The sequence below is a fragment of the Flavobacterium sp. FlaQc-57 genome, from assembly GCF_044007395.1.
Lineage (GTDB): Bacteria > Bacteroidota > Bacteroidia > Flavobacteriales > Flavobacteriaceae > Flavobacterium.
On record NZ_JBIPDA010000001.1, the window covers coordinates 628,186 to 650,079 of the forward strand.

General features: G+C 32.1%; 22 protein-coding genes. 12 read left to right on the top strand and 10 right to left on the bottom strand.

What is annotated here, in order from left to right; translation table 11 throughout:
• The 5 genes from priA to nadC all read right to left on the bottom strand — a co-directional run bounded on the left by priA (position 1) and on the right by nadC (position 5,537).
• Complete coding sequence (gene priA / locus ACHRVZ_RS02615) at positions 1 to 2,451, bottom strand: primosomal protein N' (RefSeq protein WP_395420629.1); 2,451 nt, start codon at positions 2,449 to 2,451, stop codon at positions 1 to 3.
• Between the two features lie 27 nt (positions 2,452 to 2,478).
• On the bottom strand, positions 2,479 to 3,225 hold the full coding sequence (bla-B1-FLAV, locus tag ACHRVZ_RS02620) for a subclass B1 metallo-beta-lactamase (RefSeq protein WP_395420630.1): 747 nt from the start codon (positions 3,223 to 3,225) through the stop codon (positions 2,479 to 2,481).
• A gap of 15 nt (positions 3,226 to 3,240) precedes the next feature.
• Positions 3,241 to 3,672, bottom strand: coding sequence for a DUF2147 domain-containing protein (locus ACHRVZ_RS02625; protein ID WP_395420631.1), 432 nt, complete (start codon positions 3,670 to 3,672; stop codon positions 3,241 to 3,243).
• A 2-nt stretch (positions 3,673 to 3,674) separates the two neighbouring features.
• On the bottom strand, positions 3,675 to 4,598 hold the full coding sequence (locus tag ACHRVZ_RS02630; protein ID WP_395420632.1) for a YihY/virulence factor BrkB family protein: 924 nt from the start codon (positions 4,596 to 4,598) through the stop codon (positions 3,675 to 3,677).
• Positions 4,599 to 4,679: 81 nt separating this feature from the next.
• Positions 4,680 to 5,537, bottom strand: a complete 858-nt coding sequence (gene nadC, locus ACHRVZ_RS02635; protein WP_395420633.1) for a carboxylating nicotinate-nucleotide diphosphorylase — start codon at positions 5,535 to 5,537, stop codon at positions 4,680 to 4,682.
• Between the two features lie 326 nt (positions 5,538 to 5,863).
• On the opposite strand from nadC, the gene ACHRVZ_RS02640 reads away from it, so the two are divergent.
• The 7 genes from ACHRVZ_RS02640 to rlmH all read left to right on the top strand — a co-directional run bounded on the left by ACHRVZ_RS02640 (position 5,864) and on the right by rlmH (position 11,463).
• Entirely contained in the window at positions 5,864 to 6,964 is a 1,101-nt protein-coding gene (locus tag ACHRVZ_RS02640; protein ID WP_395420634.1) for a DNA alkylation repair protein, read from the top strand.
• Positions 6,965 to 7,250: 286 nt separating this feature from the next.
• Positions 7,251 to 8,132, top strand: a complete 882-nt coding sequence (locus ACHRVZ_RS02645) for a pirin family protein (RefSeq protein WP_395420635.1) — start codon at positions 7,251 to 7,253, stop codon at positions 8,130 to 8,132.
• A gap of 3 nt (positions 8,133 to 8,135) precedes the next feature.
• Positions 8,136 to 8,531 carry an OsmC family protein gene (locus ACHRVZ_RS02650; RefSeq protein ID WP_395420636.1) on the top strand — a complete coding sequence of 132 codons (396 nt, stop codon included), beginning with the start codon at positions 8,136 to 8,138 and terminating at the stop codon, positions 8,529 to 8,531.
• 6 nt (positions 8,532 to 8,537) lie between these two features.
• A complete protein-coding gene (locus tag ACHRVZ_RS02655; protein WP_395420637.1) occupies positions 8,538 to 8,822 on the top strand; it encodes a GNAT family N-acetyltransferase in 285 nt (94 codons plus the stop codon).
• Positions 8,823 to 9,018: 196 nt separating this feature from the next.
• Positions 9,019 to 10,434 carry an adenosine deaminase gene (locus ACHRVZ_RS02660; RefSeq protein ID WP_395420638.1) on the top strand — a complete coding sequence of 472 codons (1,416 nt, stop codon included), beginning with the start codon at positions 9,019 to 9,021 and terminating at the stop codon, positions 10,432 to 10,434.
• 124 nt (positions 10,435 to 10,558) lie between these two features.
• Positions 10,559 to 10,861, top strand: coding sequence for an antibiotic biosynthesis monooxygenase family protein (locus ACHRVZ_RS02665; protein WP_395420639.1), 303 nt, complete (start codon positions 10,559 to 10,561; stop codon positions 10,859 to 10,861).
• 128 nt (positions 10,862 to 10,989) lie between these two features.
• Positions 10,990 to 11,463 carry a 23S rRNA (pseudouridine(1915)-N(3))-methyltransferase RlmH gene (gene rlmH / locus ACHRVZ_RS02670; protein WP_395420640.1) on the top strand — a complete coding sequence of 158 codons (474 nt, stop codon included), beginning with the start codon at positions 10,990 to 10,992 and terminating at the stop codon, positions 11,461 to 11,463.
• A gap of 41 nt (positions 11,464 to 11,504) precedes the next feature.
• On the opposite strand, the gene ACHRVZ_RS02675 is transcribed toward rlmH, so the two are convergent.
• The 3 genes from ACHRVZ_RS02675 to folP are packed head-to-tail and all read right to left on the bottom strand — an operon-like array spanning position 11,505 to position 13,859.
• The gene (locus tag ACHRVZ_RS02675; protein ID WP_395420641.1) at positions 11,505 to 12,152 is read right to left on the bottom strand and encodes a hypothetical protein; all 648 of its coding nucleotides are present in this window, start codon (positions 12,150 to 12,152) and stop codon (positions 11,505 to 11,507) included.
• A 24-nt stretch (positions 12,153 to 12,176) separates the two neighbouring features.
• Entirely contained in the window at positions 12,177 to 13,007 is an 831-nt protein-coding gene (locus tag ACHRVZ_RS02680) for a tetratricopeptide repeat protein (protein ID WP_395420642.1), read from the bottom strand.
• A gap of 27 nt (positions 13,008 to 13,034) precedes the next feature.
• Positions 13,035 to 13,859, bottom strand: a complete 825-nt coding sequence (gene folP / locus ACHRVZ_RS02685) for a dihydropteroate synthase (protein ID WP_395420643.1) — start codon at positions 13,857 to 13,859, stop codon at positions 13,035 to 13,037.
• 170 nt (positions 13,860 to 14,029) lie between these two features.
• Between folP and ACHRVZ_RS02690 the strand changes: the two genes are divergently transcribed.
• The 5 genes from ACHRVZ_RS02690 to tpiA all read left to right on the top strand — a co-directional run bounded on the left by ACHRVZ_RS02690 (position 14,030) and on the right by tpiA (position 18,256).
• On the top strand, positions 14,030 to 14,578 hold the full coding sequence (locus ACHRVZ_RS02690) for a DUF1599 domain-containing protein (RefSeq protein ID WP_395420644.1): 549 nt from the start codon (positions 14,030 to 14,032) through the stop codon (positions 14,576 to 14,578).
• A gap of 28 nt (positions 14,579 to 14,606) precedes the next feature.
• Positions 14,607 to 15,707 carry a BT_3928 family protein gene (locus tag ACHRVZ_RS02695; RefSeq protein ID WP_395420645.1) on the top strand — a complete coding sequence of 367 codons (1,101 nt, stop codon included), beginning with the start codon at positions 14,607 to 14,609 and terminating at the stop codon, positions 15,705 to 15,707.
• A 159-nt stretch (positions 15,708 to 15,866) separates the two neighbouring features.
• A complete protein-coding gene (locus ACHRVZ_RS02700; RefSeq protein WP_395420646.1) occupies positions 15,867 to 16,535 on the top strand; it encodes a dienelactone hydrolase family protein in 669 nt (222 codons plus the stop codon).
• 399 nt (positions 16,536 to 16,934) lie between these two features.
• Positions 16,935 to 17,429: a TlpA family protein disulfide reductase gene (locus tag ACHRVZ_RS02705; protein WP_395420647.1), complete on the top strand. Its 495-nt coding sequence runs from the start codon at positions 16,935 to 16,937 to the stop codon at positions 17,427 to 17,429.
• A gap of 74 nt (positions 17,430 to 17,503) precedes the next feature.
• Positions 17,504 to 18,256: a triose-phosphate isomerase gene (tpiA, locus tag ACHRVZ_RS02710; protein ID WP_395420648.1), complete on the top strand. Its 753-nt coding sequence runs from the start codon at positions 17,504 to 17,506 to the stop codon at positions 18,254 to 18,256.
• 156 nt (positions 18,257 to 18,412) lie between these two features.
• Here tpiA and ACHRVZ_RS02715 read toward each other — a convergent pair whose 3' ends face one another.
• Positions 18,413 to 20,749 carry a hypothetical protein gene (locus ACHRVZ_RS02715; protein ID WP_395420649.1) on the bottom strand — a complete coding sequence of 779 codons (2,337 nt, stop codon included), beginning with the start codon at positions 20,747 to 20,749 and terminating at the stop codon, positions 18,413 to 18,415.
• A complete protein-coding gene (locus ACHRVZ_RS02720; protein WP_395420650.1) occupies positions 20,709 to 21,845 on the bottom strand; it encodes a hypothetical protein in 1,137 nt (378 codons plus the stop codon). The genes ACHRVZ_RS02715 and ACHRVZ_RS02720 overlap by 41 nt, the downstream gene beginning before the upstream one ends.
• Between the last annotated feature and the right edge of the window lie 49 nt (positions 21,846 to 21,894).

Here is a 21,894-nt window from a genome sequence, read left to right on the forward strand (position 1 = left end):
TTAATAAAAATCGACGTTGGCAATTACTTTTATTGCTCTGTATTGCGCAACCGCCTCAAAACTATTCAGCATTTTCTGAATAGTTTTTTTTGTATTCGCTAAATGCAGGTTTTGCGGAATTTTAATCAGGATAGTTCTAATATACTCATTTCTGATTCTGCTAATAGCAGGTTCTTCAGGACCCAAAACAGGCATATCCAAATTCTGACTTAAAACCTGATACAACCACATTGAACCCTCTTTTAGTTTTTCAAATTCACGGTGCTTTAATGTCAGTTTTATAATTCTGAAATAAGGAGGATACTTGTATATCATACGATCATACAATTGCTCCTTATACATACCTATATAATTATGGTTTGTAACTTGCTGAATCGTATTGTGATTTGGATTGTAAGTTTGAATCACAACTTTTCCTTGTTTTTCAGATCTTCCGGCTCTTCCTGCAACCTGAGTCATCATTTGAAAACTACGTTCAAAAGCTCTAAAATCAGGATGATGCAACATATTATCAGCATTCATAATACCAACCAAGCTAACATTATCAAAATCCAACCCTTTAGCAAGCATTTGTGTTCCTACTAAAATATCAATCTCTCTATTTTTAAAAGTATCGATAATCTTTTCAAAACCAAATTTTCCGCGAGTAGTATCCTGATCCATTCTGCCGGTTTTCGCTTTCGGAAAAAGAGCCCCTAATTCCTGCTCGATTTGTTCCGTTCCAAATCCTTTTGTTGTCAAATCTATACTCGAACAACTATGACAATGTGTTGGCTTTGCAATTGAATAACCACAATAATGACAACGTAATTGGTTTTTATTTTTATGAAAAGTCAAACTCACATCACATTGCTGACAATGTGGTACGTGTCCGCAAGTCATACATTCGATTATTGGCGAATAACCTCTTCTGTTTTGAAATAAAATCACCTGTTCGCCTAAAGACAAAGCTTCTGCAATTTCTTCGATTAAAAGATCGCTAAAATGCCCCGTCATTCTTTTTCTAAAATGCTTGTCTTTCAGATCAACCAAAACAACTTCAGGCATTCGAACATTATTATAACGTTCTGAAAGTGAAACTAAACCAAATTTTTCGACTTGTGTATTAAAATACGTTTCAATACTTGGAGTTGCAGATCCTAAAAGTACTTTTGCATTGTGAAAATTAGCCAAAACTATTGCCGCATCACGTGCATGATATCTTGGTGCAGGATCTGTTTGCTTAAAAGTCTGTTCGTGCTCTTCATCAACAATCAATAAACCTAAATTATTAAAAGGCAAAAACAAAGCCGACCTCGCTCCTATTACTATTTGTGCTTTATCTGAATTTTCAAGTGTCTGTTTCCAAACCTCTACTCTTTCGTTGTTACTGTATTTAGAATGAAAAACTGCCACTTTATCACCAAAATGATGTCGCAAACGTGATACCAATTGGGTTGTTAAAGCAATCTCAGGCAACAAATACAAAACCTGTTTTCCTGTCGCTAAATATTCTTCGATTAGTTTAATATAAATCTCCGTTTTTCCACTAGAAGTAACACCGTGCAGCAAACAAACTTCTTTCTCTAAAAAATTATCTTTTATTGACAAAAAAGCATTTTCCTGAGCTTCACTCAACAACAATTGTTTGTTTGTTGCCTGCCCGGTAAACGATACTCGATCTTGCTGTAAAAGATATTCCTCAAAAATTTCTTTATCAATTAAAGCTTTTACCACAGCCGAAGATGAATTTGAAACCTCAACCAGTTTTTTTACAGCAATAGGTTTCTTTTCAGAAGCCATTATTTGAAAATAAGCTAAAACAATTTCCTTTTGCTTATTAGCATTTTTTAAAACTTCTAATAATTCTCCCAGACCATTATCTGATTCATATTTGGTATGTAATTTTACATATCTAACCAGTTTTGGTTTATAACCTTCTTTTATTTCTTCTTCTAAAACAATAATATCTTTCGCTATTAATTTTTGAAGAATTGGAAAAATATTTTTCTTATTTAATATCGAAATAATCTCCTGAACTTTGAGAGAACTTTGGTGTTGCAATGCTTCGTAAACCAAGAATTCTTCATCAGAAAGTTCGTTTTGATTTACCTCAACATCTATTTTATGCGAAATAATAGTTTCACTTTCCAGCAATAATCCACTTGGAAAAGCGCCACGATATACATCACCAATACCACACATATAATAGTTTGCCACCCAAAGCCAATGTTTAATTTGGATTTCGGTTGCAATAGATTTTTCGTCTAGTATCTGATGAATTTCTTTGGCATCATACAAACTTGGTTTATTTTGATGAGTATCAATAACCAACCCTGTATATATTTTACTTTTACCGAAAGGCACAGCCACTCGCATTCCTTTTTTAATGAAATGAAACTCAGCTTCAGAAATACCATATGTAAAAGTTTTCGCTAAGGAAAGAGGTAAAACGACTTCGACAAAAAACATGTAAATATTTTATAAGATTTTGGAGGATTATTTTTTTACTGAAGCTTTCGCCGCATTAAATTCCTGAACTAATTTTAGAGTATGATTTAACGATTTTACATCAGTCCAATCATCGTGACCAGTAATAATATATTTTGGACTCTTGAATTTTGACTGTACTTTTTTAATCGATTTCTCCCATTCTTTCACATCAGCGTCACCTAAATATCCAAGATCTTTTGCTTCTGTGCTTTTGATAAAGCAGCCACCATAAAGTATTTTTTCTTTACCAAACCAGACAACAATATTATCAGGTGCATGACCTTTACCAGGATAGAAAACTTCAAATTTATATTTCCCAACACTAAATGTTGTATCATTTGGAATCACAAATTCGGCTCTTTTTTCATTATTCTTTTTTAAAATCTGATCGGTTAATTTTATGGTATAAGTTTTAATTCCTTTTTTTCCATAAAACTCCAGACCACCAGCTCTATCCTCATGAGAATGTGTTGCAAAACACATTATAACACTTTTATTATGTTTTGCTTTTATACTATCTAATAAAAGTTGAAACTGAGTTTTATCCCAAGGAGCATCAAACAACACAACTCCTTTATCAGTAACAAGATACATTGCATTTGCTGAAATCAATATTCCCTTATAATCATGAAACGTCTTATAAACATAAAAGTCACCTGTAAGATGACTAATTTGTAATGGCGAATTCTTAGATTGTCCAAAACTATTTGATAGTATTGCTAAGAAAAAAATTATCGATGCTAATTTTTGCATTTTTATTTTATGAAATTAATTTTTCACTCGTGTCCAATATTGTGTTCTTCCCATTAAAGAAATTCCAACATAACCACGAAGTTTCAATTTATCTGAAGATTCTAATGAAATATAACATTTGTATTTCTTACCATTTGTAGGATCTAAAATTGTTCCTCCATTATATTCAGAGCCATCTTTTTTTAGACCGTTCATAATAACCATTCCTAAAATAGGTTTATTCTTCTCTGCGCCATCACACTTAGTACAAACATCTTTTTTATGATCGGCACGAAGAATTTCAACTATTTTACCATAAATTTTCCCAGACTTTTCATAAACCTCAACTACAGATTTTGCTTCACCCGTTTCATCATCAATTGTTTTCCACTTTCCGATAACACTTTGAGATTGCATTGTACTTAATGCGAAGAAAAAAACACCAATTGTTAACATCCAATTTTTCATACCTATTTATTTTTTTTTTGTTTTAATTTTCTAATAGATGCATTCAGTTCAAATCCCAAAAGCAGTATCATACAGTTTATCCAAATATAAAACATTAGAATTAATAATGTTCCTATCGAACCATAAAGTTCGTTATATTTTGAGAATTTTATAACCCAAATCCCAAAAAAGAACGAAGATATAACAATTAAAATAGTTGTAAAAACAGATCCGATGCTAATAAAGGGCACTTTATTATACTGCTTTGTACCATAACGCAGTAATATTGAAGATGTTATCAGGATCATTAAAATAACAAACAAGTATCGGCCTAAAATAATCAGCGGAATGCGATCACTAAGAACGTCCTGAATAATTGTTTTTTGAATTAGTACCTCAAAAACAACAATTGTCGCTACTGTCACAAACAAAATAATAGTCATTACAAGCGAAATCGCCAACGCTACTAAATACTGGCTAAAGAAACCTCGTTTGTCAAAAACGTGTTTTGAAGATTCGAACCCACTTAATATTCCGTTAATACCATTGGCCATCAAAAAAATCGAAAGCAAAAATCCTGACGATAATAACCCCGAGTGACTATTATTTAAAATATCACTGATAATTTTACTAATTGCGTCGTAGGTATTTGGAGGAACACTTTGTTGCACAAACTGTAAAAAATCATTCTGAAAATTATCTATCGGAATAAAAGGGATTAAGTTTAAAATAAATAAAGCAAACGGAAATAAAGCCATAAAAAAACTAAAAGAAACCGCACTTGCATGATACGAAAATGCCCCTTCAAGAATCCCGATGGTATACATTTCCAGTAAATCATACAACGAAAAACCTTCTAACCAAGGTAGTTTTATTCTCTTTAAAAATCGGGCAAGTAAGCGCACCACTGGAACTTTTTCAATCCGATCTTCTATTTCTTGAGACATATTATTTTAGATTTTAGATTGTTGAGTTCTGATTTTAGATTACAAAAACTCAAAACTTATAACTCAAAATTCATAACTTCATTAAAAAGCTTTCAAACTCAAATCCATATTATAAACTGAATGCGTTAAAGCTCCAGATGACACATAATCTACACCGCAAAGCCCATATTCACGAAGCGTTTTTTCGCTGATATTTCCAGAAGATTCTGTTTGACATTTATTGCCAATTAACTGAACTGCTGTTTTGGTATCTTCGTAATTAAAATTATCAATCAAAATCCTGTGAACTCCATCGCTTAAAAGAATTTCGCGAATTTCATCCAGATTTCTAGCCTCAACAATAATCTTTAAATCTAAATTATTAGCTTTCAAATACTCTTTAGTTTTTTTGATCGCAAGCGTAATACCTCCAGCAAAATCAATATGATTGTCTTTTAGCATCACCATATCATACAATGCAAAACGATGATTCTCTCCACCACCAATTTTAACGGCCCATTTTTCGGCCACTCTGAAATTTGGAGTCGTTTTACGAGTATCTAAAATTTTAGCTCCTGTACCTTCTAAAAGTTGTACATATTCATCCGTTTTTGATGCAATTGCAGACATACGTTGCATGGTATTCAAAACTACTCTTTCAGATTTTAAGATCGATTGTGAACTACCCGAAACTTCAAAAACAACATCTCCAAACTCAACATGTGTTCCGTCTTCGATAAAAGTTCTGATCTTTAATTTTGGGTCAACATACTCAAAAATCATTTTGGCCAATGCAACACCAGCAATAATTCCCTGACCTTTTACCAATAATTTAGCTTGTCCGTGCGCTGTTTCTGGAATACAAGCCAATGAGCTGTAATCACCTGTGCCTACATCTTCGCGAATTGCATTACTGATTAATAATTGTAATTCGGCTTGAAATTGTGCTTCGCTAATCATTTTTATTAAGTTTTATGAGATGCTAAAGTAGGACATATTTTGTGGATTTGAAAGTTTCAGAATGATTTTAAAAGTCAAAAACATCAAAATATATAATTATATTAGGAAGAAAAGTATTAAAAATCACTGCCCTTTTCTAATTAATCAAAAAAATTGTTTTGCATCCTAAATCTACACTAGTTTATTATGTCCTAAAATCTAAATTTCTTAAAATCCCCAGAACTTAGCCAATAAATCCTTTGATTTTATGTATTAAACTTTTTACGCAAAATCTACATCTAAAATTCAAAACATTAAATATCTTTGAGATTCATTCAAATAAAATCATGGGTTTAATTAAAGATATTTATTCGGTTACTTTTTACCAAAAATTTGCTCAGGCTGTAGCCGAAGTACATCCAACTTTCGACAAACAAAAGTTCATTGATACTATTTATGAAGGCGATTTTGCTCAAAAGGAATGGAAAGACCGCATGAAACACACAACCATTATGCTTCATCAATTTATGCCTGAAAATTTCCCCGAAGCAGTTACGTTAATTGATAAAATCATCAATAATCTGAAAAAAAATAAATTTACAGATGGAAATCTGGCTTTCATATTTTTTGCTGATTACATCGGAATGTATGGTTTAAATGATTTTAAAACTTCGACAAAAGCCTTTGTATCAATTACTCAATTTATAAGTTGCGAATTTGCTGTTCGACCATTCATTTTAAAATATCAGGAAAAAATGATCGAAGAAATGAAAAAATGGTCTTTGCATGATAATCATCATGTACGACGATTATCAAGCGAAGGAAGCCGCTCCAGATTACCGTGGGCAATGGCAATTCCGTTTCTAAAAAAAGACCCTGCTTCTATTCTCCCTATTTTAGAAAATCTAAAAAACGATCCGTCAGAATATGTCCGCCGAAGCGTTGCCAATAGTTTAAATGATATTGCAAAAGACAATCCTGAAATTGTGCTTAAAATCGCTAATTCATGGAAAGGTCACAGCAAAGAAACAGACGGAATCATAAAACATGGCTGCCGAACTTTATTAAAACAAGGTCACCCTGAAATCCTGAGCCATTATGGTTTAGAAAGCACCAATATTGAACTTTCGTCATTTGCAATCAAAACGCCAGTTGTAAAAATTGGAGATTATCTTCAATTCCAATTTCATATAAATAATAAAAATGAAGAGCCAAAAACGATTCGTTTAGAATATGCGGTTCATTACAAAAAAGCAAAAGGGCATTTGGCGAAAAAAGTCTTTAAAATCAGTGAGAAAGTTTACCAGCCGGATCAATTAATTAAGGTGGACAGAAATCAGTCTTTTAAAATCATTACAACGCGTGTTTTTCATACCGGAATACATCAACTTTCGATTATTATAAATGGAACTGAAAGTGAAGTTTTGGAATTTGAACTTATTAATTAAAAGCAAATTTCACAAATTATCAGAGTATAACCTTGCTGTTTGTCATTTCGACGAAGGAGAAATCTCTGCGAGTAGCTCCGTAACGAAAACCCAATCTTTGTAGAGTTTCTACCGAAGATTTCTCCTTCGTCGAAATGACAAGGTGCAGATTACTATATCAAATATACATTTGATCAATCATCTATTTTCCTTACTTTTATAAATCCAAAAACAAATTTTCTTAATCTAAATTAAGTTACAGATTAACACTACAACTGTAATTTTGTTTTCAACTAAAACGAAGAACATGTCAAATATCAGTTTAATTATCGAAGAACGCGCTGCCAATATTGGCAATTTTATGGTAGGGCGTTTATTGCCTTTCCGTGAAAAAAGAGCTGTTGGACCATTTGTATTTATCGATCATATGGGACCAGCAAATTTAAGTGATCATGAAAATATGGATGTTCCTCCACATCCGCATATCGGACTTTCGACTTTGACTTTTTTGTTCGAAGGAAGCATTATGCACCGTGATAGTCTAGGAACCGAATTGGAAATAAAACCTGGCGCCGTAAACTGGATGACAGCCGGAAAAGGAATCGTACATTCTGAAAGAACGCCTGAATATTTAAGACATTCAGACAAAATGCTTCATGGGTTGCAAATTTGGGTGGCTTTGCCGAAAGAATTAGAGCAAATGGACCCGAACTTTACGCACGTTGAAGCTGATGATATTCTGGCTTGGGAAGAAGATGGAGTTTCATACAAATTAATTGCCGGAGAAGCCTTCGGGAAAAAATCACCTGTTCCGGTTTACAGTCCGTTATATTTTATTGAAATTAAAAGCACTGAAGCAAAAAAAATAAACATTGGCAGCCATTTATTTGGCGAAAGCGGTTTGTATATTTTAGAGGGAAGCATCAAAAGCGGAGAACACATTTATGATCCGAAGCAAATTTTAATTACAAACGACAGTATTTTGTGTGAGTTCGAATTAGCCGAAAATTCTACGGTTTACATTTTTGGAGGAACACCATTTCCTGAAGAACATTTTATCTTTTGGAATTTTGTTTCCTCAGATAAAAACCTACTCGAAAAAGCCAAAAAAGACTGGACTGAACAAACTTTCCCTAAAGTTCCAGGCGAAACTGAATTTGTTCCCTTACCTGAACCAAGAATAAAATAACATATGGAAACAATATCAGCAAAAATAGATACACGTTTGTATCGAACAGAAATAACATCAGCAAGCGGTAACATTGTAATTGCAGATGAACCACAAGAAGTTGGCGGGAAAAATTTAGGTTTTAGTCCGTCTGAGCTTTTGGCTTCATCATTAGCTTCCTGTACTTTAATTACTTTAAGAATGTACATTAATCGTAAAAAATGGGATGTTTCTGAAATCAACATAAAAGTTGACTTCGAAAGAGATTCTAATCAAAACGTTTCATTATTTACCCGAAAAATAGAAATTATTGGCGAAGTAGATCAAACTCAAAGACAACGATTAGAAACAATTGCGAATAGCTGTCCTATTCATAAAGTACTTACACATTCAATAGAAATTAAAACCACATTAATATAATTCACCATGGATATTCAACAAACAAACGATACAAGAAGAGGCTATTTTGAAGCTGTAGAAGACGGAAAAGAAGCTGGAAAAATGACGTACACCTGGGCTGGAGATTCTAAATTTATTATTGATCATACTGAAGTAAGTCCAGATTTTAACGGAAAAGGCGTTGGTAAAAAACTAGTTATGGCCGCTGTCGAATATGCGAGAACTAATAATTTAAAAATTATTCCGCTTTGTCCATTTGCTAAAAGTGTTTTTGATAAAACGGCCGACATTCGTGATGTGCTTTTTTCATAAGGTTTAAAGTTACAAAGGAACAAAGGTTCAGAGGTTTTATATTGAAGACGCATTTTGTGCTTCTTTTTTAATTTTTTATATTTCTCATTTCTCTCGAACTTTGAACCTTTGTTCCTTTGTAACTTTGCCCTTAAAAAACAAAGTTTTTAAATCTCCTTCAAAACTCTTACATTTGCATGTAATTTAAACTTAGAGTATGACGAGGATAATTACACTTTTCTGTTTTTTTATAGCGCAAATTGGCTTTTCTCAACAAGCCGGAACCTATTTAGAAAAAATCAGAAATAACGAAGCTCTCTTAACAGCTTTCTTTCAGCAAATGCCTAAAGGTGGCGATTTACACCATCATTTTTCAGGATCAATTTATGCAGAACCTCTTTTAGAAAGAGCTATTGCCGAAGATTTTTATCTGAATATAGAAACGATGGAAGTTTCTAAAACTAAACCTGCTAAAGGAAATTGGCAAACTTTCTCCTCTCTTAAAAATGAAGGAAAATTGGCTTTTTACGAACAACAAATAATGCAAACCTGGTCAGCTAAGGATTATAATGGAGTTTCAGTTCCGTCAGATGATTTGTTTTTTGACTCGTTTATGAAATTCGAACCTACTATCAAAGGTCATTTTGCAGAAGGAATGCTCGAATTAAAAAAACGCGCCATTGCCGAAAATGTAAGTTACATCGAAACGCAATTATCAACGATTCCGTGCGATATGAATGTTTCTGATTTAACTGATTTCAATTCAAAATTGCGTCAGGCAGCGTCTCAAAAAGATGAAAAAGCAGTTTTGAAACTTTTAGACGAATTGTATAAATCACTTCAACAAAAAGATGCTAAAAAATACGCTGCAGATTTCAATAATAACTTCATCGCAAAATTGCATAAAGACTTAAAAATTGATGACGAACGTTTTACAATGCGTTATCAAAACTTCGTGCTTCGTTTTATGGATCCCGTTGATTTGTTCAAGAACCTGTCAATTGCTTTCATCTCTGCAAACGACAGTAAATTAGTTGCGGGCGTAAACATTGTTTCTCCTGAACATGGCGAAAATTCGATGAAAGATTATTGGCTGCATATGGTGATGTTTAAATATTGTCATTCAAAATTTCCAGATGTAAAATATACGCTTCATGCGGGTGAATTAACTTTAGGATTGGTTCAGCCAGAAGATTTAACCTGGCATATTAATGATGCAATTTATGTTGCCGGAGCCAACAGAATTGGTCACGGAGTTGACATTGCTTACGAAGCAAACTCATACGATTTATTGAAATATATGTCTAAAAATAACATTCCGATTGAGATCAATTTAACAAGCAACGAATTCATTTTGAAAGTAAAAGAAAACAGACATCCTTTTACACTTTACAAAGAATTTAATGTTCCAATCGTAATTAGTACAGATGATGCCGGAATTTTAAGAACGAATATGACAGAACAATATGTCCTGTTAGCCAAAAGATATCCTGATGTTTCGTACGCCACAATAAAACAATATGTTTACAACAGCATCAATTATAGTTTTATTCAGGATGCATCGGTTAAAAAACAATTAGTGAAGGATTTAGATGCAAGATTTAAAACTTTTGAAGATAAATTTTCTAATTAATCGTTGCTAAATTGCACGCAGATTTAAACAGATTTTAGCCGATGAACGCAGATTTTTTTATTTAAATATTAAAAAATAAAATCTGCTTAAATCTGTAAAATCTGCGTGAAAAAAAAATATAATTATGATTCTAGAAGCTGCTTTTCTTTATGTAAAACCAAATTTAGCAACGCAATTTGAGGATGATTTTGCGAAAGCAAGTCAATACATTGCATCCATTGATGGATATTTAGGGCATCGTTTAGAGAAATGTCTCGAAGTCGAAAACAAATATCTTTTGTTGGTTAATTGGAATACGCTCGAAGATCATACAATTGGCTTTAGAGCATCTGAAGCTTATTTAGAGTGGAAAAAGATGCTGCATCATTATTACGAACCGTTTCCTATTGTAGAACATTTTGAAACTGTTTTCGAGAATAAAAAATAGTATTCTATTCTGCCACGATTAAAAGAATTCTCGCAGATTATTGAACGTGAACTAAAAAAAATCCTTTCTAATCCTTTTAATCTGTGGCAAAAAATCAAAATTAAACTCGTGACAAAAAAACTTAACCAATGAATATCAAACTTATCGCCATTGGCAAAACAGATAATAAATCGCTTCAGACTTTGATTGACGATTATACCAAACGTTTGTCGTTTTATATCAAATTTGATTTGGAAATTATTCCGGATATCAAAAACGTAAAGAACTTATCTGAAAGTCAGCAAAAAGAAAAAGAAGGTGAATTGATTCTGTCAAAATTAACGCCAACCGATCAATTGATTTTATTGGATGAAAACGGAAAAAACTTCTCAAGCGTAGGTTTCTCTGAAGAGTTACAAAAGAAAATGAATTCCGGAATCAAAACCTTAGTTTTCGTTATTGGTGGTCCTTATGGATTCTCAGATACGGTTTACAGCAAAGCGCAAAGTAAAATCTCACTTTCGCTAATGACGTTTTCACATCAAATGGTTCGTTTGTTTTTTATCGAACAATTGTATAGAGGATTTACTATTTTAAGGAATGAACCTTATCATCATCAATAAGATTTTTGTTTCAGGTTTTCTTTGTTTCAGGTTAGAGAATCTCAATAGATATAATCCTCTTCTTCATTTATAAAAACAAACGGAATCTTTTTATCTATTATAGTTTTTACCAGAATTTTGCATTGAATATAATCTTCAAAACGCATATTTTTATCGTAGGAAAATGTAATTTCTGCTTTTGGATTGATAACTAAACTATCCAAAAATTGCTTTAAATTACTTTTAGGAAAATCATATGTCTTTCTGCCGCTGTATTTTATCATTCCATTCTTTTTAAAATAAAGCTGACTTCTATTATTAGCAATTTCCATTTTATAATACACTTTCGTAAAAGGTAAAAAGGCCATATTCTTTCCGATAGAATCGGCGTAAGAATAATAATTTTCGGCTTTTTCGTTTTTGTGAGCTTTCTCAGCTCTCTTTTTTTCCTGAAGTTTCATTACTTCCGGAATTACTAATTTTAATGGTAAACGCTTATCGATATTGAAAATCCAATTGGTAGAGATAATGCTGTTTTTTCTGTTAACATCGGCGATTGTGTCTTTTCCTTTTGTTTTAAAAAAGATGTAAATTGGTGAATGATCTTGAACGTCTTTTACAATTGTAACGTTGGATTTTGGAAGTAAAACGTCTTTTTTTTCTTCACATGAAAAAAGAAAAAAAGCGATAATTAGGGTAAAGTATTTCATTTTTATTATTTTTTTAAAATTGTATTATTCTTCAATTTTATAATCATCCTTTTTTAATAACGGCAACCAATGTGTTAAATTTGAAAAACGCATTATATGATAACAATCATAACCACCTAAAAGTTTTTTTTCTTTTGTAAGAATCAATGTTACTTTGTTTGGATAACAACCAAATTTTGCTTCGTAGATAGATATTCCTTCAAAAAAATTATTCAAAATATAAGGCGATTTTCGACTTCCCTCGCCATACTGAAATATTGAAGTAATTATTTTTACCATCATTTCAAAATAACGATTGGATAATTCTTCATTTCCAAGACGCTTGTAGGCATAAGCTAATTCTTTGTACCCGCTGATATTATTTGGACTTTGTTTTAGGATTTGTTTAGAAGTAACAATTGCTTCATTATAGTTTTTGTCTTCATTCAATTTATATGCTTTACGGGCCAAACTATCTAAGGAAGCAGGTCTTATTGCATTGGAATGAATTTTATATTTGGTCAAACTTATTATTTGCGTATTGGTTATTGCTGTTGTATCTAACTTCTGAAGTAGAGTTTCTACATTTTTGTAATAATAAATCGAACCTGGATTTGTTGATTCAGTAATTGGTACATTAAAATTTTGGACACTTTTTTGAGTATCCTCTTTGTATGCTTTAGCAGAGCTTTTGACTTCTTTTACTTTTGCTGTGCTTTTTTCATCTTTCTTATTATCCGTTTTAGAGGGATCTCCGTATATTAAATCTTTAGCTTTAGTATTTTTCTTTGGCGGTGGCGGTGGCAACGGGGCCTGCGCAAAGCTTAAATTAACTAAAAAACAAATAAAGCAAACAAAGTATTTTTTATTTTTCATTCAATATCAAATTTTAAAAAAGGTAGATTATACACTCATTTTCTCAAACAAAGTAACACACTCCACCGCTTCTTTCACATCGTGAACACGTAGGATTTTTGCGCCTTTCATTAACGCAATTGTATTTAGAAACGTTGTTCCGTTTAAAGCTTCTTGTGGTGTAATATCAAGCGTTTTATAAATCATAGATTTTCTGGAAATTCCTGCTAAAACTGGTAACTCTAAAAGATTAAAAAGCTCCATTTTTTGCATTACTTCATAATTCTGATTGGTTGTTTTGGCGAATCCGAAACCTGGATCTAAGATCAAATCGTTTATTCCTAAACTTCTTGCTTTATTTACTTTTTCAGAAAAATAGAACATTATCTCTTTTACAATATCTTCATATTGCGTTAAACGCTGCATTGTCTGCGGATTTCCGCGCATGTGCATCATAATATATGGAACATTGTATTTTGCAATCACATCAAACATTTTATCGTCTAATTCTCCCGCTGCAATATCATTTATAATTGCTGCACCACTTTCTATACTTGCTTTTGCAACTTCGGCTCTAAAAGTATCAATCGATAATAATGTTTCAGGAAAATGCTTTAGAATTAATTCTATTGCAGGAACAATACGGTCAATTTCTTCTTGTTCAGATACAAACTCGGCACTTGGTTTGCTTGAATATGCTCCAAGATCTATAAACGTTGCGCCATCAACTAACATTTTATCGACTTGAGAGATAATCTCTTCTTCATTTTTATATTTCCCTCCATCAAAAAAAGAATTCGGAGTTACATTCAGAATTCCCATTACTTTAGGAACTGATAAATCAATAAGTTCGCCCTTGCAGTTAATCAACATTTTGTTTCAAGTTTTATTTGTTTGAGGTTTCAGGTTTTTCTTGTTTCACGTTTCAAGTTTACAGAGCTTGCACAATCTGCTTCAACCTGAAACTTTAAACTTGAAACTTGAAACACCTTTCAAAATTTATCCTTATTTTTGGAAAAATTTAAGCAAATATACAGCAATAAATGAAGAATACTTCCCTTGAATTTGATAATGTAATAACGGTTTGCAGAGCCTTATTTATCAATAAAATGAAAGATTACGGCAGCGCATGGAGAATTTTAAGACTTCCGTCACTAACTGACCAAATTTTCATAAAAGCACAAAGAATTAGAAGTTTACAGGAAAACGAAATCCGTAAAGTTGATGAAGATGAAAAAGGAGAATTCATCGGAATCATCAATTATTCGATCATGGCTTTAATTCAATTAGAACTAGGAGTTGCAGACCAACCTGATCTTGACGTTGAAAAAGCAACTGCGTTGTACGATGCTAAAATTAAATTAACAAAAGAGTTAATGGAAGCCAAAAACCATGATTATGGCGAGGCTTGGCGTGACATGCGTGTAAGCTCCTTAACAGATCTTATTCTACAAAAAATACTTCGTGTAAAGCAAATCGAAGACAATAAAGGTAAAACTCTAGTTTCTGAAGGTATCGATGCCAATTATCAGGATATGATTAATTATTCTGTTTTTGCTTTGATTTTAGATCCGCTTACACCAAAACAATAAATTTCAAATTAAAACCCAAATTTTAAAAATGAAAAACATCATTACTCAATTCTCCCGATTATTTGTCGGCGTATTATTTATCATTTCAGGATTAATAAAATTAAACGACCCGGTTGGTTTCTCTTATAAATTAGCTGAATATTTTAGCGAACCCGTTTTCAATATGCCGTTTCTAGAGCCATTAGCTTTAGGATTAGCGATATTTTTAGTGATTTTAGAAGTAGTTCTGGGCGTAATGTTATTGGTTGGATATAAATCAAAACTTACCATTTGGGCTTTGTTATTGCTGATCGTTTTCTTTACTTTCCTTACCTTCTACTCTGCTTATTTTGATGTGGTAAAAGATTGTGGATGTTTTGGAGATGCATTACACTTAACACCTTGGCAATCATTCACAAAAGATATTGTTTTACTTTTCTTTATCCTGATTTTATTCATCAATAAAAAATTAGTGAAACCATTATTTTCAACACCTGTTACCAATATCATTACTTATGCAAGTGTTATTTTATGCATTTTTATGGCAGTTTGGGTATTGAACCACAATCCGATAAAAGATTTCCGTCCGTTTAAAGTAGGGACAAACATCGAGAAAGGAATGGAAATTCCGGAAGGCGCTCCAAAATCTGTAGTTGAAATGATTTTTATCTACAAAGTAAACGGTGTTGACAAAGAATTTACCGAAAAAGATTTAGCGAATATTCCTGAAGGAGCGACTTTTGTTGACCGAAAAGACAAAGTAATTACAGAAGGTTATGTACCGCCAATTCATGATTTTACAATGATGAAAGATGATTCTGATTATAAAGAGGAATTATTGAAGGAACCAAAGTTATTGCTTTATGTTACTTACGATCTTGCTTTATCTAATCCTGATGGAATGAAAAAACTTGAAAGTTTAACTAAAGATGCTAAAGCAAAAGGTTATAAAGTAATTGCAATGACGGCTTCTGGAGCTGATGAAATTGCAAAAGCTAAAAAACAATACGGTTTAGATATTGACTTTTATTTCTGCGACGCAATTCCTTTAAAAACTATCGAGAGATCTAATCCAAGTATTGTTGTTTTACAAAACGGAACTGTAGTTCAGAAAGTGCATTATAATGATATTACAGATTTGAAATTGTAAAAATATCGAATCGATATAATTATAAAGACGCCAATTTTGCTATTAATTTAGTGGAATTGGCGTTATTTTTTTAGTCAACATTACTTCGTAAGAAAAATATTAAATTAGAGAATTTGTTTTATATATTTGTTTCAACTATTCCCAAAAACAACTTTATCCATGAAACAATCTCCTAAATTCTTATTTACTTTTTTACTTACAATTTTCTGTAGCTTTATTGGTTTTAGCCAATCAAAAACGCCAAATAAAGAACAGCGCTATATCTTTTTTCTACACAATGCTTTTGTCGAACAAAACGATCTGAGTGTCGCGCATCCTGAATATGGCAAAGCGGAATACAATGAGATTTTAGATTCTTACAGAAAAGATAATTTTATAGTTTTCAGCGAAAAAAGAAGCAAAAACACCAACGCAGCAAAATATGCTGAAAAGATTGTTAAGCAAATTAAAAAACTGATTAAAGATGGAGTTTCTCCAAATAAAATAACCGTAATTGGCACATCAAAAGGCGGTTATATTGCTCAATATGTATCGACTTATTTAGCGAATCCTGATGTGAATTTTGTTTTTATTGGATGTTTTAGAGATAGCGATATTCAGGAAATTCCAGATATTAATTTCTGTGGAAACATTTTAACGATTTACGAAAAATCAGATGTTTATGGCGTTGACGCTATCAAACGAAAAGAAACCTCGAAACTTAAAATAAATCATTTTAAACAAATCGAACTGAATACCAATCTAAAACATGGTTTTTTGTATAAAGCTTCAGATGAATGGATTGTTCCAAGTAAAAAATGGGCAAACGGCAATTATGATCTGAATTAACAATTCGCAAAAAGCATCTACAAAGGCTTCAATAAATTCTAAATCCTATGAATTTATTGAAGCCTTTTTTATCTAAATCTGACGTTTTTTTGCTTTTAAAATCACTTCTTAAACAACAAAAACAGATCATTTTTTTCGCCTTTCAAAATTCAAGGTTCAAAATACTGATTTTTCAAGCCAACTATTACGATTTCATTCGGCTTTTTCTAACCTAAAATTCAACTTTTGTGATAAAATAAAGGTCTCTTCAAATTTTGTTAATGATGATTTCTCATTCAATTTGTTTGTTTAACTTTGTTCGGAATCATAATTATATGAAATCGCTATTATTCTAAATCATATGAAAGAATGAAGAAAAGCGATACCATAATTCATTTTAAAAGCAAATAGTATCTACTTATGAAACAGTTAGCCCTAGTCGTTATTGCATTTATTACTTTTTCATGTTCACAAGCTCAAAAAACCGCTTTTTCTAAAGAGGCCTTGTCTGAAAAATTATTAGCAACAGATGGAAGTCAAGTTGCATTTAAAAACATTTTAAAAAAATACAAAGGTAAAACTTTGGTTATTGAAGTTTGGGCTTCCTGGTGTGGTGATTGTGTAAAAGCGATGCCAAAAGTAAAAGATTTACAAGCAAACAATCCTGATGTATCTTACTTATTTATTTCGGCTGATAAAACAGCTGACAAATGGAAAGCCGGAATTGAAAAACACGAATTAAAAGGCGATCACTTTATGATGAACGACGGAATGAAAGGTGTTTTTGGAAAAACAATTGATTTAGATTGGATTCCGAGATATATTATCGTTGACAAAACAGGCAAAATTGTATTGTACCGTGCCATTGAAACAGACTTTGACAAAATTAATGAAACATTAAAAAGCCTGAAATAAAATTTAATGCCTAAACAAGCTTCAAATTAATACAAGAATAAAAAACAAAAAAAAGAATAATAAAAACTACCAAAATGAGAAAAAAGATTGTTGCAGGAAACTGGAAAATGCATAAAAACGCAGAACAAACTGAAGAACTATTAAACGAATTAATTGCTAAAATACCAGCTCAAACTACTGCTCAAGTAATTGTAGCTCCAACATTTGTAAACTTACAAGCGGCTGTTGCTAAATTAAACAACACAACTATTGCGGTTTCTGCACAAAATGTTCACCAAGCTGAAGGTGGTGCTTTTACTGGAGAGATTTCTGCAGATATGTTGACTAGCATTGGTGTAAATACTGTAATTCTTGGTCACTCTGAGCGTAGAGCTATTTTTCATGAAACTGATGCTTTAATCGCTAATAAAGTAGATACTGCATTGAAACATGACATGACAGTAATTTTCTGTTTTGGAGAAGAATTAAAAGATCGTCAATCAGGAAATCATTTCAATATTGTTGAGAATCAATTGCGTGATGGTTTATTTCATATTGCAAAAGAATCTTGGTCTAAAATTGTTTTAGCTTACGAACCAGTTTGGGCAATTGGAACTGGAGAAACTGCTTCACCGGAACAAGCGCAAGAAATGCACGAATTCATTAGAGAAGTTGTTCGTAAAGCTTTTGGAGCTGAAATTGCTGACGAAGTTTCTATTTTATACGGTGGTTCTGTAAAACCAGATAACGCTAAAGAGATCTTTGGTAAACCAGACGTAGACGGTGGTTTAATTGGAGGAGCTGCTTTAAAAGCAGATGACTTTTTAGCAATTGTTACTGCTATCTAGAAAATAGATTAAAAGATTTTAAAATCTACTGAATAATAAAAGCGTTCGTAAACCGAACGCTTTTTTTGTGTCTTTAATTTAAACCATATAATTTATATAAGAGAACTGAAGCCAGACTTTGAGCAAAAACTTTAAATAATTATATGGTGAAAAAAATTAGTTTATAAATGCTTCCAATAACGGGCAATTGTACTTTTTAAAAGTTGGTGTTGTTTTATAAAGTGAATAAAAATTCATTAACTCCTGCCCTGCTTTAAACGGATTCTTTTCTTCTTCTTCAGTCGAAACTATATTAGCATAATGATTGTAATAATTGCATTCAAAAATCATTAGACTGGCTAAGGCTTTTTCATTATTATTTTTGGACATTTTCAATGCTTTCTCATAATACATTCTCGCCATTGTTAAACCATAATAATTGCCCTTTTGATATGCTTTTTCGTTCTCAGAATTGTCTCCATAAACATAATCGACATAAGATTCTCCTGATGTCCAATCGTACGCAACCATCATCCAGGAATTTCCTAAATACGAGACATTAAAATAAGCGTGCGCCAATTGCAAATTACTCGATGCTGTATTTTGTTTCTTTAACTGAATTAGTTTCGCAATAAAATCAGCTTTGTTAAAACGATAGTCAAACTTGCGTTCTTTATCTTTTTGCAGGATTTTAGGCGTAATCGGATTTTCATTCAAATAATCGGCAAATGAATAATTCTTCTCCCAGAAATCTTTTGGCATACTTGCGAAGGTTTCATAAGCCAATTCTAAATTATTATTTCTAAAAGCAATTGTACCTTTCAGATCTTTATAATAATTGATGTTCGGCGCTATTGTTCCGGAGCAAATATATTTTTCAAAAGGTGTTTTGTCTTCTTTTTGCTGTAAAGCCATCAAACGATCCACATCTTCTACCGTTGCAGTTCGGTCAAAATAACCGATATAACTGTAAAAATAAGGATTGTTGTAAACGGAATATTCGCCTTCATTTTTTTGGTCAGATTTCATCATTAATAATCCTGACGTAACGCGATCACCTTGTTTTGCAAAATCTGCGCTGGCAATTCGATACAAACTATATAAATTTTTAAACAGTCCAAAATCAGTTTCGACTAAATTTTCAACTGAATCAAAATATTTAAAAAGTTGGTTTTGCACTTTCTCACTTTTCAAATCATCCTGCTTTAAAGACACCAAAGCTAATTGAATATTCTTTTGCATTTGAATCGATGCATTGGCTTTATCAGAAATCATAGCAGTATACTTTTTTCCTGACTCAATATCATCATCTATAAAACAAAGCTGCGCAATTGCCGCAGTAATATAATCCTTTTGATCGCCTGAAGTTTGTTCGCGAATCGAAATTAAAAAGTATTCTAACGCTCTTAAATGCAGGATGTCTTTATTGAAATTTTCCTCTTTGGCTTTCGCATAATCATCGTACCAACTTACACCATCAAACACAATAGATGGACTGCCGTTGTTGGTATATTGAGGGGTAAAAATCCAATCTTCAAGTTTATTGATTTCTCTTCCTATCAAAAAACTCAAATTAATACTGTTCGGACTTAGTTTATAAACTTCTTCAATCGTTTTTAGATCCGGCGCGGGATTTCGGAAACTTTCAATAGATAAAATCACACTTCTTTCTTCGTCATTTTGGGCTAAAGCCAAAGTTTCTGATGTTAATTTCCAATTATAATGTTGCAAAACAGCAAACGCTTTTTCTTCGCATGAAGCAAAAACTTTACTTAATAAATAGTTTTGTAAAGGAAAATTATCAACACATAAAGCCTTATAGTACAAAGCCCAAGGTTCTAATATGGTGTTTTTATTTTCAGTAAAATAAGTATCATACAAACGAATCACTTCATTTTTATCCTGAGCATAAAAACTGTATCTCAAAATTAAAAATGCATAACGTTGTTTCAGGAAAGCATCTTTAGTCAATTTGATTTTCTTCTCGAAATCATCTAAATCCGCCATTTTATGATCTTTACTGCCATAACCAACTTGTCCCCAAGATTCCCATTTCACATCCGTATTACTATTATATTCCAGCTTTTTAGCAAACAAAATGTAGTTTAAAAAAGCTTTATTTTTTGACAATAGTAACGCTTCTATAAAAGTGTTTTTATCAAATACCTTTTTTAATGATTTAGATTCATATGCATTTTCAAATTGTTCTGAATCTGTTTCGTACAAAATAGTATGAACATCTTTCGGGTCGATTAGATTTCCTAATTTTTTCTTCCATTCTAAACAATTCAATTCCTGATCGACTCCGGAAATAGTATTGGTCGAATAGTAATAATCTGCCGAGTAATAAAACGGCGTCAATTTAAAGAAGCCTTCTCTTTGTGCTTTAAACAAAGCCAATCGGCTGGTTTCAGGCGAAACACTCCAACCGCAGGCAAAAGAAATCTGAACACTTAAAACTAATAGTAAACTGCTAAAAACGCGCATAATAGTTGGATATATTTTCGGTTCCATAATCGTTGATGTATTTTTTATCAAAAGAGAAAAACGTCACTTTGGTTTGATTATCAATCTTAATTTTGCTTTTTATTATCGAAATCATTTTTTCGAGTTCATCCTCTGAAATTTTTTCAATCCTTATTTCATCTCCATTTCGCAGATACGTTTGTCCAACCAAAATATCGTCTTGCAAAACATATTTACTATCTGACGATTTCTTTAATTTGATCGTATCATTCCGCAACTGGTCATAATCTGATAAAATTCCTTTAAACTTGTTTCCTCTAAAAACAACTGCCCAACTGTATAATGGCAATGCAATATCTAATTTTAGTTTATATTGATCGTGTGTTATATATTGTGCCAATTCTTCGCTGGTTCCAATGGAATTTTTGGTACTAAAATCTTCCGGTTTTGTCAAATTATAACACATTAACAAACCTTTATCGACTGGCGGAATCCCTGCTTTTGAAGCGTATTTATATTGCCAAAGCCTAATTGTAGCAGAAACTTGGGCTGTTGAAAATCCTTTTTTGATTTGCTGCAATAAATAAAAGTAACTGTTCTTCGATTTTTCTGTCCAATCGCAATCAATCAGAATCTCTTTAAAATCAACTTTTAATTTCGCCAGTTCAATTGCCTTTACAGAATCATAATTGATCCGTTTATAATTTTCCTGTTTGTAATAATCTTTTGGGTACACGATTGCATTGGCAATTTTATCCGCTTTGGTTTCATTTATATTCACACCAATTTGCTGAACTCTTTTTGCAATTCTAACCGCTAAACTGTCTAATTGTTTTTTATTGGCCTGTAAAACAACTTCATTGGTAATAAAAATACTTGGCGTAATTTCGGGATTACTTTCATTCAATCTAATATCACGTATTGTCGCAACTGGCAAAGGTTCTTTTGCATATGGATTCCAATCGACATCAAAAAAACGAACGTACATATGTTGTACATTCAAATTCCTGATTAAAGAATCATCTTCTTTCTCAAAATTCAAATCAGTTTTCCAATAACAAAACGATCTTATAACTTCGTGCTCTTTCTCACAACTCCCTGAACTTAATACAACAAAGAGCAAAACAAAAACAATATTCTTCATATTCAAAAAATCCTTACAATTTACATTCAAAATTAACATTAATATAGGT

Coding starts and splice junctions, on each gene's coding strand:
- ACHRVZ_RS02690 (WP_395420644.1), top strand. CDS start 14,030: ATGAAGAATACTTCCCTTGAATTTGATAATGTAATAACGGTTTGCAGA.
- tpiA (WP_395420648.1), top strand. CDS start 17,504: ATGAGAAAAAAGATTGTTGCAGGAAACTGGAAAATGCATAAAAACGCA.
- ACHRVZ_RS02630 (WP_395420632.1), bottom strand. CDS start 4,598: ATGTCTCAAGAAATAGAAGATCGGATTGAAAAAGTTCCAGTGGTGCGC.
- bla-B1-FLAV (WP_395420630.1), bottom strand. CDS start 3,225: ATGCAAAAATTAGCATCGATAATTTTTTTCTTAGCAATACTATCAAAT.
- ACHRVZ_RS02655 (WP_395420637.1), top strand. CDS start 8,538: ATGGATATTCAACAAACAAACGATACAAGAAGAGGCTATTTTGAAGCT.
- ACHRVZ_RS02650 (WP_395420636.1), top strand. CDS start 8,136: ATGGAAACAATATCAGCAAAAATAGATACACGTTTGTATCGAACAGAA.
- ACHRVZ_RS02715 (WP_395420649.1), bottom strand. CDS start 20,749: ATGGAACCGAAAATATATCCAACTATTATGCGCGTTTTTAGCAGTTTA.
- nadC (WP_395420633.1), bottom strand. CDS start 5,537: ATGATTAGCGAAGCACAATTTCAAGCCGAATTACAATTATTAATCAGT.
- rlmH (WP_395420640.1), top strand. CDS start 10,990: ATGAATATCAAACTTATCGCCATTGGCAAAACAGATAATAAATCGCTT.
- priA (WP_395420629.1), bottom strand. CDS start 2,451: ATGTTTTTTGTCGAAGTCGTTTTACCTCTTTCCTTAGCGAAAACTTTT.
- ACHRVZ_RS02695 (WP_395420645.1), top strand. CDS start 14,607: ATGAAAAACATCATTACTCAATTCTCCCGATTATTTGTCGGCGTATTA.
- ACHRVZ_RS02675 (WP_395420641.1), bottom strand. CDS start 12,152: ATGAAATACTTTACCCTAATTATCGCTTTTTTTCTTTTTTCATGTGAA.
- ACHRVZ_RS02680 (WP_395420642.1), bottom strand. CDS start 13,007: ATGAAAAATAAAAAATACTTTGTTTGCTTTATTTGTTTTTTAGTTAAT.
- folP (WP_395420643.1), bottom strand. CDS start 13,859: ATGTTGATTAACTGCAAGGGCGAACTTATTGATTTATCAGTTCCTAAA.
- ACHRVZ_RS02660 (WP_395420638.1), top strand. CDS start 9,019: ATGACGAGGATAATTACACTTTTCTGTTTTTTTATAGCGCAAATTGGC.
- ACHRVZ_RS02705 (WP_395420647.1), top strand. CDS start 16,935: ATGAAACAGTTAGCCCTAGTCGTTATTGCATTTATTACTTTTTCATGT.
- ACHRVZ_RS02645 (WP_395420635.1), top strand. CDS start 7,251: ATGTCAAATATCAGTTTAATTATCGAAGAACGCGCTGCCAATATTGGC.
- ACHRVZ_RS02700 (WP_395420646.1), top strand. CDS start 15,867: ATGAAACAATCTCCTAAATTCTTATTTACTTTTTTACTTACAATTTTC.
- ACHRVZ_RS02640 (WP_395420634.1), top strand. CDS start 5,864: ATGGGTTTAATTAAAGATATTTATTCGGTTACTTTTTACCAAAAATTT.
- ACHRVZ_RS02625 (WP_395420631.1), bottom strand. CDS start 3,672: ATGAAAAATTGGATGTTAACAATTGGTGTTTTTTTCTTCGCATTAAGT.
- ACHRVZ_RS02665 (WP_395420639.1), top strand. CDS start 10,559: ATGATTCTAGAAGCTGCTTTTCTTTATGTAAAACCAAATTTAGCAACG.
- ACHRVZ_RS02720 (WP_395420650.1), bottom strand. CDS start 21,845: ATGAAGAATATTGTTTTTGTTTTGCTCTTTGTTGTATTAAGTTCAGGG.